This is a genomic window from Streptomyces sp. NBC_00285 (assembly GCF_036174265.1).
In the GTDB taxonomy this organism is placed as follows: domain Bacteria; phylum Actinomycetota; class Actinomycetes; order Streptomycetales; family Streptomycetaceae; genus Streptomyces.
In genome coordinates this window covers 7,558,276-7,571,392 of sequence record NZ_CP108055.1, presented here as the reverse complement: position 1 = coordinate 7,571,392, position 13,117 = coordinate 7,558,276, and the positions used below count along the sequence as shown (strand labels likewise).

Genomic DNA, 13,117 nt, shown 5'->3' with positions numbered 1-13,117 from the left:
CTTTGATGCCCCGACTTGGCATGAACTCGTCAGAGCCACCCCCCACCTCGGAAGGCATCACCTTGAAGAAGCTCCTCACAGCATTCAAGAGAAGCCTGGCGGTCGGAGCCGCCGCGCTCGCGATCGCCAGCCTCCAGCCCGTCTCGGCCGCACAGGCCGCGCCCGCGCCCGTCATCGGCGGCAGCCGTGCCGCGCAGGGCGAGTTCCCGTTCATGGTGCGGCTCTCCATGGGCTGCGGCGGGGCGCTGTACACCCAGCAGATCGTGCTCACCGCCGCCCACTGCGTGAACGGCACCGGCGCGAACACCGGCATCACCGCCACCGCGGGTGTCGTCGACCTCCAGTCCAGCACCGGGCGGGTGCAGGTCAAGTCGACGTACGTCTACCGGGCGCCGGGCTACAACGGCAACGGCAAGGACTGGGCGCTCATCAAGCTCGCCGCGCCGATCAACCAGCCCACGCTGAAGATCGCCACGACGACTCAGTACAACACCGGTACCTTCACCGTCGCGGGCTGGGGCGCGGCCACCGAGGGCGGTGCCCAGCAGCGCTATCTGCTCAAGGCGACCGTGCCGTTCGTGAGTGACGCGACCTGCCGTTCCTACAGCGGGTACAGCGGGCTGGTCGCGAGCGACGAGATCTGCGCCGGGTACGCGTCGGGCGGGGTCGACACCTGCCAGGGGGACTCGGGCGGGCCGATGTTCCGCCGGGACGCCGCGAATGCGTGGGTCCAGGTCGGCATCGTGAGCTGGGGCATAGGGTGCGCGCAGCCGAACGCGCCCGGGGTCTACAGCGAGGTCTCCACGTTCGCGTCGGCGATCGCTTCGGCGGCGTCGTCGCTGTGAGGTGAGGGCCCCCCAGACCCCCCTTCGGGCCGAAGGGGGGTCTGGGGGCGCAGCCCCCAGGGACGGGACGGGAAAGGGCGGCGGGGGCGAGGAAGATCCTCAGAACCCCCCGCCCCCGAAGTCACCCCCACCACCGAAGTCCCCTCCCCCACCACCGAAGTCGCCCCCGCCTCCGAAGTCACCGAAATCCCCGGAGTCGAAGTCCGCGCCGGACAGGTCGCCGCCCTCGGAGCCGCCGAAGTCGCCGTAACCGGAGCCGTAGTCGGCCGCGTACGCGGGGGTGGCCATCATGCTGCCGAGCACGGTGCCGACCAGCAGGCCGGGGAGGATGCCGCCGCCGAAGTAGCCGCCCGCCCAGGGGCCGTAGGCCGGGCCCGCGTCCCAGTAGGGGCGGCGGCCCGAGGCCGTGTCGACCTCGCGCATCACCGGGTCGCGGCCGTCGGCCAGGCGGGTCGCGTCGGCCGCGCAGACCGGCACCTCGCGCGGGGCTCCGCCCGGCGGCGTCCAGGTGGCGTCGGTGACCGAGGGACCGTGGCGGGGGTCGAAGAAGCAGGGCACCCGGCGTTCGGGCAACGGCCGGTGCTCGCGACGGGCGGCGAGCTGGGCGAGCGAGAAGCGGCCGTCCTCCAGCGACTGGGAGACCGCCCGTACGTCCTCGGGCCTCGTCGCGGCCGCCATGTACGACTTCGCCTGCTCGTAGGCGTCGAGCGCCCGTTCGTAGTCCGCGCGCATCGCGTCGTCGGCCCCCGCCTCGGCCGGGTGGAAGTCCAGGCGGTCCAGTTCCTCACCGAACGCCGTGATGTCCTCGTCGACCACGACCCGCAGCTTCTCCAGCGCGGCCCGCTGCTCCTCCGCATGCCGGCGCCGGCTGCGCCGCACGAGCGTGTACGCCCCCGCGCCGCCCGCCACCAGCACGGCACCGACGGTGATCAGCGCGGCGGTCGGCACCCCGTTGTCCTGGTCGCCGGAGCTCCAGGTGGAGGGGGCCGAGCCGCCCATGTTGATCAGCGCGCTGCTCGTGACGTCGCTGAGCTGGTCCCTGGTGTTCTGGCCCTTGTAGGTGGTCACGAGGTTCCGCACGGCCGAGCGCGGCAGGACCGAGGAGTCGGCGCGGGCGTCGAAGCCGTCGCCGAGGCGGACCGCGTACAGGCCGGTGATGCCGGTGGCGGTGCGCAGCTTCGTGAAGAGGTCCTTGGTCGGATAGTCGGCCGGCAGCACGACGAGGAAGAGCGGCTTGCCGGCGTTCTCGATCTGCTGCGCGAGGATGTCGGCGTCCCCGGACGACAACTGATCCGAGACGGCCGGGTCGACGTAGACGGGATTCTTGCGGAGCGCCTCGCCGATCGCCGAGACGCTCGTGGCGGTCGTCGTCGCCGACGCGGGCGGGGCGCCGGCCGACAGGACGGCCAGGGCCGCGACCACCAGGGCGAGAAGCAGTCCCGGGAGGCTTCGGGTCGGTACTACGGCCTGCGCGCTGGCCTTCATACCTCGACGCTACCGGAAGCCTCCCGGAACCGGCTGCTCAGGCGGCCCGGTAGGCCTCCGTCAGCTTCGCCACCGCCTCTGAGTAGCGTCCGGTCAGCAGGAGGTGATCGGCGTCGGCGAAGGGCGCGGCGACGCCGGCCGTCATGTCCCGGACCTTGTGCTGGACGATCAGCCGGGCCTTCTCCACGAGCGCGCGGCCCGTCCGGTCGGCCCCGGCCCGTTCGGCCGCCTTCGCGGCGAGGCCGAGCGCCTTGAGTGTCTTGGCCCCGCCGTCGGGAACCTTGGTGAGCGTGGTCAGGCCCCAGCCGTACGGGAACTGCGGGTCGTACGTCGGGTCGCCGACGTTGATCGGCAGCTGGGCCTCCGACTTCGGCCAGGTGACGGGGAGTTGGCCGGTGAAGGCCCGCCTGCCGTACAGGACGTCCGCGACTCCGTCGCCCTCGGTGCCCGGCAGCCAGGAGGCGACCAGGGCATCGATCCGGCCGAGCCGGTCGCCGATGAGCTGCGGCCGCCCGGAGACGATCAGCACCGCGCACTTCATCGCCGCGCACACCTTGTCGACGGCGGCCTGGTCGGCGGCGGACAGCGCCAGGTCGTGGCCGTTGCCGACGTCTCCGACGCCCTCGGCGTACGGCGTCTCGCCGACGACGACCACGCCGACGTCGTAGCCGGCGGTCGGGGCGGAGGCGTCCTTGGAGTACGTCAGCGCCGGGGAGTTCTTACGCATCGCCTCCAGGACGGTCGTGCCGGGGGTGATCGCGCCGGACGAGCCCTGCCAGGTGACGGTCCAGCCGCCGCTCTGGTTGCCGATGTCGTCGGCGTTGGACCCGGCCACGTACACCTTCTGCGACTTCTTCAGCGGCAGAAGACCGGCGCTGTTCTTCAGCAGCACCTGCGACTCGGCGGCCGCCTCGCGGGCCACGGCCCGGTGTCCGGCGGAACCGATGGCCGAGGCACCGCTCGTGTCGGCGTACGGCTTCTCGAAGAGCCCGAGCTTGAACTTCTGCGTGAGGATGCGGGATACGGCGTCGTCGATCCGCTTCTCGCTGACGCGCCCGGCCCGCACCTCCGCCACGAGCGCGGCGTGGAAGTCCTTGTAGGCGTACGGGGCCATCACCATGTCGACCCCGGCGTTGACGGAGGTGCGGACGTCGCTCGCGTAGTCGCCGGGGATCTGGTCGATGCCGTTCCAGTCGCTGATGACGAACCCGTCGAAGCCGAGCTTCTTCTTGAGGACGCCGTTGATCATGTCGCCGCGGGCGTGCATCTTCACCGGGCCGAGGCCGTCGCCGACGATGTCGAGCGAGGAGTACGACGGCATGACCGTGCCGACGCCACGCTCGACCGCCGCCTTGTACGGCGCCAGGTGGACGGCGTCGAGCTGCTGCCGGGTGACGGTGGTGACGCCCTGGTCGATGGTGTAGGTGCCGGTGGTGGAGGAGCCGTACGCGGTGCCGCCGTCGCCGACGAAGTGCTTGGCGGTGGCGAGGACCTTGTCGTCGCGGCTCAAGTCCTTCCCGTTGCGGGCACCTTGGAGGCCCTGGATGACCGTCTCCAGGGACTCGACGAGGGCAGGGTCCTCACCGAAGGACTCGTAGGAACGTCCCCAGCGTTCGTCACGGGTGACGCAGAGGCAGGGCGCGAAGTCCCAGGGGACGCCGGTGGATCGGACCTCGGCGGCCGTCACGGCCCCTGTCCGCTCGGCGAGTTGGGGGTCCCGGGTGGCCCCGATGCCGATGTTGTGCGGCATGACGGTGGCGCCGACCAGGTTGTTGTGGCCGTGGACGGCGTCGACGCCGTAGATGAGGGGGATCTGGAACCGCGTTGCCTGAGACCGGAGTTGGAAGGAGTCGATCATCTTCGCCCAGGCCTCGGCGGTGTTGGGCGTGGGAGTGGAACCGCCGCCGGAGAGCAGCGAGCCGAGGTCGTAGGAGGCGACGTCGCCTCCGGTGCCGACGGCTCCGCGTTCGGCCTGGGTCATCTGACCGGCCTTCTCCGCGAGGCTCATCCGCGAGAGGAGGTCGGCGACGCGCTGCTTCACGGGGAGCTTGCTGTTCAGATACGGCAGCCCGTGCGCGTCGATGACGACCTGCGGGGTCTCGGCGGGCGCCTTGGCGCCGGTGACGGTGAGCTTGAGGGGGACGGTCTCGGCGGTCTCGGAGGCCGTCTTGTCCTTCAGGGTGGTGACCCGGATGGCCTGCGATGTGCCGGAGGCGGTACCGGCGGGGAAGGTGAGGGCGCCGGAGACCGGGGTGTAGTCCTTGCCGGGGTCGGCGGTACCGGTGGCCGGCGTCTCGTAGGCGACGGTCACGGGTTCGTCGAGCGGGGCGGAGCCGGTGGTGGCGACGGTGACCTTGACGGTGGCGGTCCTGCCCTGCGCGACCGGGTAGACGGGGGCGTCGGTGGTGACGCTCGCACGCAGCGACTGGTCGGCCTTGCCGTACAACTCGACGCCGTCCATGGCGAACCGGCCCGGGGCGCCGACAGGGAGGGTGAGGGCGTACCCCCACATCTCCGTCAGCCCCAGGACGTGGTCGATGCCGCCGACGGGCTGGTAGTCGGTGCGGTACGCGAAGTCGGTGAAGGGGATCTCGACCTGCTTCCAGCCCGTCCAGTCATCGGTGAAGGAGGTCGTCCACAGCTCGGAGGCCTCGCCGTTGGCGCCGCCGTCCTTGAGCTCGAAGGCGACCTTCTTGCCGTTGTTCTGTCCCTCCCACCAGAAACGGATGCCCTTACGGGCGGACCAGTCGTGGGCGGGCCCGGCGGCGGCGTAGTCGTGGGTGAAGCCGCCGTAGCCGCTGATGTCGTAGGTCCCGGCGAGGACCTTCGCTCCCTCGGGGGCGTCATCTCTCGTGGTGAGTGCGAGAGTTGGCGGGTCGTCGTTGTCGCTGCCCCAGGTGAAGATGCCCTCGGCGGGCTGGGAGGCGAAGGGCACCTCACCCTCGAAACGGTCGACGGGGACCGGTGGCGGATCGTCGGCGGCCTGCGCCTGGGCGGACACCAGCGGCACCAACGCCGCCAGGAGCGTGGCCGAGGCGAGCAGGGCGGTTCTTCGTACGGAACGCATGGAGCTTCCCCCTTGGCTCTCGTAATCCACTCGTGACTTACCTCACGCCGGGAGTTAACTGGCGGCCCACAGGACCGTCAAGACGGCCCGCCGCCCCGGAACTCACACCAGACGACTTTGCCCGGATCCCGTTCACGGACGCCCCAGTCGTCGGCCAGCGCGGCGACGAGGAGAAGGCCGCTACCGCGTTCGGTGTCCGGGCTCGGGAAGGGGTGCGCGGGGTGGATCTCGCCGGGACCGCTGTCGTGGACCTCGACGCGGAGGACTCCGTCGGTGGCGAGGCTCAGGGCGAGCTGAAAGCAGCGGTTCGGCGGGACGCCGTGCAGGAGGGCGTTGGTGGCGAGCTCGCTCACGCAGAGCAGTACGTCGTCGCTCCGCTGGGCCAGCCCCCAGTCGGTCAGGGTGACGCGGGTGAGATCCCTGGCCACGGCTACTGACCTGCGGTCGCGGGGATACAGGGCGGTGCGGGCGTGGAGGAGTTGGGGTTGGCTGTTCACGGGGCGACTGTCACAGGCGGTGACTATCGTGGGGCAGTGAGTGAGGTCGTAGTTCTCATTACTACGAGTCCACTACGAGGACTTGGGCTGCGTACGGGGGAAGAAATTGACCATGTCGAAGAAGGTCGGTTCGTGGCAGGTGGTCGGCTCGCTCGTGGCGCACTATCGCAAGCACGCCCGTCTGACACAGGAACAGTTCGCCGAAGCGGCGAGCGTCCACGTCGACACGGTGGGGTCGATCGAGCAGGGAAGGCTGGCCCTGCAACCGGACCGGGCGGAACAGTTCGACGAACTGCTCGGCACGAAGGGCGCGTTGGCGTTGCTCGTGGAGCGGATGCCGGTGCGGGAGAAGGTGGTGCAGTTCGCGCAGTCGTTGGTGGATCATGAGCAGGAGGCCATGAGCTTCCTCTCGTACGAGACACAGGTGGTGCCGGGACTTCTTCAGACCCAGGAGTACTGCCGTGCGGTCGTCGGCTACCGGTATCCGGCCCTGGGGAGCGAGACCGCCGAGCAATGGGTGCAGTCCCGTATGGAACGGCAGTTGGTGTGGCAGCGGGAACGGCCACCCGTGGGCCATTTCGTCATCGAGGAGAGCGTCCTGCGCCGTCAGGTCGGTGGGCCGGACGTGATGCGGGACCAGATCCGCCAGATCCTGGAGTACACCGCCCCCGTCCACATGGGCTTCCAGATCATGCCCGAGGACCGCACCCCGCACGCCTGTCTCGACGGGCCCATGGTGCTGCTGGAAACACCCGACTTCGATCGCCTGGTCTACCTGGAAGTCCAGCGTGCGAGCTTCCTTCTGGACGATCCCGACGAGGTCAGCGACTATCACCACAAGTATGGAATGCTGCGGTCACAGGCCCTCTCGCCCGACGAGAGCGTGCGCTTCCTGCACGGATTGCTAGGAGACCGATGAGCACCGCACTCCACTGGGTCAAGTCCAGCTACAGCGGCAGCGAGGGCGGCAACTGCATCGAGGTCGCCACCGAGCCGTCCGCCGTCCACGTCCGTGACTCCAAGTCCATCGGCCCCAACCTCACCGTGGCGCCGGGCACTTGGGCCGCTTTCCTGGCGCTCGCGGCAGGTTCGCTCGACTCAGTTGTAGGACCGCAATAGGACCGGTGCACAACGGTGGTCGCCACGCGCCCCGGACCGATGGTGTGCTCGGTACACCGGGGTGAGGGGGACGGCGATGAGACGGTGCGTCATCGCGATGGCCGGTGTGGCTGTCGGTGCGGGGCTGTTGAGCGGCTGCGGGGCGATCGATCTGCCGCTGGCCGCCGTGCAGTTGGGGGCGGACGGGAAGCCGCACGCGCTGATCCGGCCCTGCGGGGACGACCGCGTGCAGGGGCTGTCGCTCACGGGTACCAAGGCGAAGGACGGTTCCGGGCCGAACCTGTCCGGCTGGCACGTGCCCGACACGGTGCGGCCCGGCAACGCGGGCTTTCCGCTCTTCTCACCCCTGACCGACTGGCACGCGCGCCCGTCCGGGACCCAGACGCCCGTGGCCGACTACACCTACCAACTCGGCTTCATGAAGGGCGAGTCCAACTACGAGTACAGCGTCACCCTGACATTCCGTACGGCCGACCTTGCGAAGCTGAAACCCGGCCAGGTCTGGGCCGACGACCGTGCGATGAGCCTCGGCGAGTTCGAGAAGCTCGCCGAGGACTCGTGCTGAGTCGGGGAGTTACTCCGCCGGCTCCACGCCCGCGCGCAGCAGGCCGTAGGTGTACGCGTCCTCCAGGGCCTGCCAGGACGCGGCGATGACGTTCGCCCCGACGCCCACCGTGGACCACTCCCCCGTGCCGTCCGACGTGGAGATCAGGACGCGGGTCGTGGACTGCGTGCCGTGCACGCCCTCCAGGATGCGGACCTTGTAGTCGACGAGGTCGAGCTTGGCGAGCTGGGGGTAGATCTTTTCGAGGGCCACACGCAGGGAGCGGTCCAGCGCGTTGACCGGGCCGTTGCCCTCCGCCGTGGCGACGATGCGCTCCCCCTTGGCGAAGAGCTTCACGGTGGCCTCGTTGGCGTGGCTGCCGTCGGGGCGGTCCTCAACGATCGCGCGCCAGGACTCGACCGAGAAGTACTTAAGGGGCTTGCCCTCGACCTCGCCCCTCAGCAGCAGCTCGAAGGAGGCGTCCGCGGCCTCGTACGTGTAGCCCTGGAGTTCGCGTTCCTTCACGCGCCCCACGACCCGGCCGACCAGCTCGCGGTCGCCGCCCAGGTCGATGCCGAGTTCCTTGCCCTTGAGCTCGATGGACGCGCGGCCCGCCATGTCGGAGACCAGCATCCGCATGGTGTTGCCGACCTGCTCGGGGTCGATGTGCTGGTAGAGGTCCGGGTCGACCTTGATCGCGGAGGCGTGCAGGCCCGCCTTGTGGGCGAAGGCGGAGACGCCGACGTAGGGCTGGTGGGTGGAGGGGGTCAGGTTCACGACCTCGGCGATGGCGTGCGAGATACGGGTCATCTCGCGCAGCTTGCCGTCGGGGAGGACCTTCTTGCCGTACTTGAGCTCCAGGGCCGCGACCACCGGGAAGAGGTTGGCGTTGCCGACCCGCTCGCCGTAGCCGTTCGCCGTGCACTGCACGTGGGTCGCGCCCGCGTCCACGGCGGCCAGGGTGTTGGCGACCGCGCAGCCCGTGTCGTCCTGGGTGTGGATGCCGAGCCGGGCGCCGGTGTCGGCGAGGACGGTGGCGACCACGGCCTGGATCTGCGCCGGGAGCATGCCACCGTTGGTGTCGCAGAGGATGACGACGGAGGCGCCGGCCTCGGATGCGGCCCGTACGACGGCCTTCGCGTACTCGGGGTTGGCGCGGTAGCCGTCGAAGAAGTGCTCGCAGTCGACGAAGACGCGGCGGCCCTGCGACACCAGGAAGGAGACCGAGTCGCGGACCATCTCCAGGTTCTCGTCCAGCGTCGTCCTGAGCGCCAGTTCGACGTGCCGGTCGTGCGACTTGGCGACCAGGGTGATCACCTCGGCGCCCGAGTCCAGGAGGGCCTTGACCTGCGGGTCCTCGGACGCCTTGGCGCCCGCGCGGCGGGTCGCGCCGAAGGCCACGAGCTGGGCGTGCTTGAAGTCGATCTCCTGACGGGCGCGGGCGAAGAACTCCGTGTCCCGCGGGTTGGCGCCGGGCCAGCCGCCCTCGATGAAGCCCACGCCGAAGTCGTCCAGGTGCCGTGCGATGGCCAGCTTGTCCGCGACGGTGAGGTTGATGCCCTCACGCTGAGCGCCGTCGCGCAGGGTGGTGTCGAAGACGTGGAACTGATCGTCGAGCTCGCTGGTTGCGGTCATGGTCTCAAGGCTCCTGAGGATCGGATCTCGGTCGTACCGGAATGACCGGCTCCACCGCCTCCACATACTCCCTCGCGCTCTCACTTCTGGCTGTGGGTGGGCCAGAAAAGCGAAAAACCCCTCGCGGGTGCGAGAGGTCTGCGCGCGGGTCGAAGACGACGGTGTCCGCCCGTACCTGGTCGTACGTGGCGGTCACTGCGGACCGGCGCGCCTGCTGCCAATAATCGTGGCGAACGAGAGCACGGGGGAAGTCTGGCACAACCCCCGCGCCCCGCTCACCGTTGTCTCAGGATGCGGTCGATCACTTCAGGTGACGGACGTAGACGTGGGTGACGTAGTCGGGCTCCCCGGTGTCGCCGGGCACGAGATCCTTGGCCCAGCTGCTGAAGGCGACCGTACGGCCGTCCCGGTCGATCACCGGGAAGTCGACACCGTAGGAACCGCTCGGGCCGCCCTGCACCGTGGGGCTGGCGAGCACCGTGCGCCCGGTGCGCAGGTCGCGCACATAGGCCTGGCTCGGGTGGTCCGGGTCGGCGTCCTCGACGTACACGAGGTGCCGGCTGTCCGCGCCGAGCTGCGGGTACGCGGTGAAGCCGGAAGGGTCGGCGGCGTCGATCCGGCGTACCTGGCCCGTCTTCAGGTCACGGACGAAGACGTTGTGCCCGTTATTGGTGTCGCCCGGCGTCAGTTGTGAGTCGAGCGAGTTGAAGACCATGTACCGGCCGTCGGCACTGACCTGCGGGAACTCGGTCTGCGCGGTGGACACCTTGCCGTCCGGCGCCTTGTCGGCCTGGATCAGCCCGCCGCTGCGCACGTCACGGACGTAGGCGTCGCTCCAGTCGCCCGAGGCGGGATGCGGCACGAAGAACTGGTAGCCGACCCGGTTGCCGTCCGCGCTGATGGACGGGCTGGTGGCGGCGGACTTCCAGGCGTTCTCGCCGGGCACCTGGCTGATGCGGACCCGCTCGCCGGTGACGCGGTCGAGACGGTAGACGCGGCTGGACCTGTCGCCCGCCGGCCCTTCGGAGGTCGATTGCAGGGCGACGAAGGCGAGGTAGCGGCCGTCGGCGCTGAGGGCGGGGCCGCCGGCGGACACGTAGCCCGCGTCCGGGTCGACGGCGGTGTCGGCCCGCTGCAGGGCGCCGGTCCTCAGGTCCTTGATCCAGATCTGGTTGTCGGCGGTGTCGTAGGTGGCGTTGGAGGTGAAGGCCAGATACCGGCCGTTCGCGCTCAGCGAGACGCCCGTGACGTGGCCGTGCCACGGGTTGCCGTCCTCGCCGGTGCTCACCAGGCGCGTGACGCCGGTCTTCAGGTCGCGGACGAAGGCGTCCTCCAGCCCGTTGGTGTCGCCCGCGACGAGGTTGTCGGCGTGGGAGACGAAGGCCAGGTAACGGCCGTCCGCGCTGATGCTCTGCCCGCTCGATCCGGCGTTGCCGTCCGTGCCGTCCGGGGCCACGGTCGCCTTCTCGGTGTGCGGGCCGCTCGGAGCCGCGCTCGCCGCGGGGCCGGTCAGTGCCGCCGCGGCGAGGGCCGCCAGGAAGGTGACCGCCAGACGTGTCTTGCTCTGCATGCTCGTTCCCCCGTAGTAGGTACTGCCTGTCACTGCACTGTCCGCAGGAACACGTCCGCCACCCCGTTGGTGTCCCCCGCCACCAGATCGGGTGACGTCGACTCGAACGCGACGACCGTGCCGTCGGCGTTGACGGAAGGGTGCCCGGCCGGCAGGTCGTTGCGGCCGCCCCAGCGGTCCACGCTGACCAACTGGCGTTTTCCGGTGGCGAGTTCGAGCAGATACACGGAACGGCCCGAGGTGTACGCGAGAGCCGTGCCGGTCCCGGCGAGCGAGGGCTGGGTGCCCCTGACCCGGTTCGTGGCGCCGGTGTCGAGGTCGCGGACCACGGCGTAACGCCCCTGCTGGTACGCGATCTTGCGGCCGTCCGCACTGAGGGAGGGCGCCGTCGCGTGCTTGCCGGCCTTCTCCAGAGCGCCGGTGTCCAGGTCACGGACGTAGACGTCGCCGCCCTGCTCGAAGGCGATGTACCGGGCGTTGTAGTTGACCGACGGGTTGCCCGCGGCCCCGCCCGTGGGAGCGCTGACCACGTCGATGGTGCCGCCGTTGAACTTGAAGCGGTAGACACGGGGCTGCGGGTCCGGCTCGGTCGCGGTGGCGGGCAGCGTGGCGACGTAGGTGAGCCACTGGCAGGTGGGGTCCACCACGGGTTGCCCCACCCAGGTGAAGCGGACGCCCTGGTAAGAGCCGATGCTGGTGAGCTTGCCGACCGAGCGGTTGCGGACGTGGACGCCCGGGCCGCCGTCGGATGCGAGCGGGCCCGCATAGCCGACCATGCGTCCGCTGTAGCAGGGCGATCCCTCGGACGACGGCTTCTGCGTACTGGAGTTGACCTCGGAGACACCGCCCGACGCGTTGACGAACACGTCACCGTCCGACGTGAAGGAGACGACCTTGTCCTGACCCATCACCGGGTCGTACGACGCCACGGACCGCTGCTGCCCCTCCCTCGTGGTGCTGATCCGCTCGGTGACGGACGGCAGGGGTGCCGGATTCCTGCTCAGCTTCCCGGAGAGGACGAACACGTCCGTCTCCCCGTTGGTGTCGCCGGGCACCAGGTGGGACTCGCGCGCGTTGAAGGCCACCGTGCGCCCCTTGTCGGCCAGCCCGGCCTCCCCCACCTGGGCCGTCGGCGGAAGGACGGTCCCCCGCAGCCCCGTCCGCAGGTCGCGCACCCGCTGCCCGTCCTCGCCCGCGACGACGGCGTACCGGCCGTCCGCCGTGACAGAGAAGGCCCTTCCGTCGGCCACGCGCCGCGACACACCTGTGCGCAGGTCGTGGACGTAGATGCCGCTGTCGGCGTCGAGCAGGACCCGGCGGCCGTCCGCGGTGATGCGGATCAGGTAGGCGACACCGAGGTCCGCGTCGACCTGGGTCCGCTTGCCCGTGACCCGGTCCTTGACGTACACGTCGTTCGGGTCGTCCCCCTCGGCGTCCCCCCGGACCGAGTAGGCGATCCGCTTCCCGTCACCACTTACCGAGGCCCCGCCCTTCTGGCCCTCCTCGGCGGGAGAGATCAGCGTGTCGGTGCCGGTGGCCGTGTCGCGGACGTACAGCAACCTGGTGTTCTCCGGGCCGTTGCGGTTGCCGACGGTGTAGGCGATGTGCGTGCCGTCCGGGCTGATCGACTGCACGCTCCCCAACTCGTTGAAGCCGGGCGGGTCCTGCGGCCACAGCTTCTCCGCACGGCCGGTGGCGCGGTCGTACAGGTAGGGCGCCGAGAACCGGGTGCCCGCGGAGAAGGCGATACGGCTGCCGTCGGCGCTCGGCATCGGAGAGTTGTACGTGGTCCCGCTGCCGAGGTCGATCCTGGTGATCCGGCCGTCGGCCACGTCCTTCACGAGCAGACACGGCGCGTAGCGCTCGCAGCCGAAGCTCGGCGCGATGGACACGAACGTGACGTGGCGGCCGTCGGCGCTGATCGCGGCGTCGTCCGACGTGCCGTCGGCCTGGCTGCCGTCGGCGGCGGTGCTGACGCGCTGGATCTTCGGTCCATGAGGTGCGGCGGTCGCGGTGAGCGGAGGTGCGGCGGTCGCGATGGTTGCGGTGAGCGCGACGAGTAAGGCCGCGCCTGAACAGCAGATGGCGGCTCTGGACATGTTTCCCCCTGTGGTCCCCGTTGACGCAGTGCCCCCCGGCGTCCCTTCCCTTGGCTCGCTCGCCTGCGGGGCGCCCTCAGCGGGTGCGGAGAGGCCGGCCGTGCTCAGCCCTCCGGGCCTCCGCACGCTCGCCCCCTCGACACCGGCGCGCCCCTCCGGCTCACTCGCTGCCGAGGGCTCCCCACGAGGCAAACGCACCACCGACCACAGGGTCAATCGGTCTTATTGCGTACAACCCGGGCGACAGGTCACGCGT

At 70.2% G+C, this 13,117-nt stretch carries 10 protein-coding genes; 4 read left to right on the top strand and 6 right to left on the bottom strand.

Annotated features, from left to right (window positions below; all coding sequences use genetic code 11):
* Window positions 1–62 precede the first annotated feature (62 nt).
* Window positions 63–845, top strand: coding sequence for a serine protease (locus OHT57_RS35025; protein WP_328750772.1), 783 nt, complete (start codon window positions 63–65; stop codon window positions 843–845).
* Window positions 846–944: 99 nt separating this feature from the next.
* On the opposite strand, the gene OHT57_RS35020 is transcribed toward OHT57_RS35025, so the two are convergent.
* From OHT57_RS35020 to OHT57_RS35010, 3 genes are all read right to left on the bottom strand, one after another.
* Window positions 945–2,330 (bottom strand): hypothetical protein, encoded by a 1,386-nt coding sequence (locus OHT57_RS35020; RefSeq protein WP_328750771.1) that lies wholly within the window; start codon window positions 2,328–2,330, stop codon window positions 945–947.
* A 37-nt stretch (window positions 2,331–2,367) separates the two neighbouring features.
* Window positions 2,368–5,397 carry a glycoside hydrolase family 3 N-terminal domain-containing protein gene (locus OHT57_RS35015; RefSeq protein WP_328750770.1) on the bottom strand — a complete coding sequence of 1,010 codons (3,030 nt, stop codon included), beginning with the start codon at window positions 5,395–5,397 and terminating at the stop codon, window positions 2,368–2,370.
* A gap of 77 nt (window positions 5,398–5,474) precedes the next feature.
* Window positions 5,475–5,894: an ATP-binding protein gene (locus OHT57_RS35010; protein ID WP_328750769.1), complete on the bottom strand. Its 420-nt coding sequence runs from the start codon at window positions 5,892–5,894 to the stop codon at window positions 5,475–5,477.
* A gap of 112 nt (window positions 5,895–6,006) precedes the next feature.
* On the opposite strand from OHT57_RS35010, the gene OHT57_RS35005 reads away from it, so the two are divergent.
* From OHT57_RS35005 to OHT57_RS34995, 3 genes are all read left to right on the top strand, one after another.
* Window positions 6,007–6,813: a helix-turn-helix domain-containing protein gene (locus OHT57_RS35005; RefSeq protein ID WP_328750768.1), complete on the top strand. Its 807-nt coding sequence runs from the start codon at window positions 6,007–6,009 to the stop codon at window positions 6,811–6,813.
* A complete protein-coding gene (locus tag OHT57_RS35000) occupies window positions 6,810–7,013 on the top strand; it encodes a DUF397 domain-containing protein (protein ID WP_328750767.1) in 204 nt (67 codons plus the stop codon). Before OHT57_RS35005 ends, OHT57_RS35000 begins: the two co-directional genes overlap by 4 nt.
* Before the next feature lie 76 nt (window positions 7,014–7,089).
* The gene (locus OHT57_RS34995; protein ID WP_328750766.1) at window positions 7,090–7,578 is read left to right on the top strand and encodes a hypothetical protein; all 489 of its coding nucleotides are present in this window, start codon (window positions 7,090–7,092) and stop codon (window positions 7,576–7,578) included.
* Between the two features lie 9 nt (window positions 7,579–7,587).
* Here the strand turns inward: OHT57_RS34995 and cimA are convergent, their stop codons facing one another.
* From cimA to OHT57_RS34980, 3 genes are all read right to left on the bottom strand, one after another.
* On the bottom strand, window positions 7,588–9,192 hold the full coding sequence (gene cimA, locus OHT57_RS34990) for a citramalate synthase (protein ID WP_328750765.1): 1,605 nt from the start codon (window positions 9,190–9,192) through the stop codon (window positions 7,588–7,590).
* A gap of 301 nt (window positions 9,193–9,493) precedes the next feature.
* The gene (locus OHT57_RS34985) at window positions 9,494–10,762 is read right to left on the bottom strand and encodes a hypothetical protein (RefSeq protein WP_328750764.1); all 1,269 of its coding nucleotides are present in this window, start codon (window positions 10,760–10,762) and stop codon (window positions 9,494–9,496) included.
* 29 nt (window positions 10,763–10,791) lie between these two features.
* Complete coding sequence (locus tag OHT57_RS34980) at window positions 10,792–12,861, bottom strand: TolB family protein (RefSeq protein ID WP_328750763.1); 2,070 nt, start codon at window positions 12,859–12,861, stop codon at window positions 10,792–10,794.
* Between the last annotated feature and the right edge of the window lie 256 nt (window positions 12,862–13,117).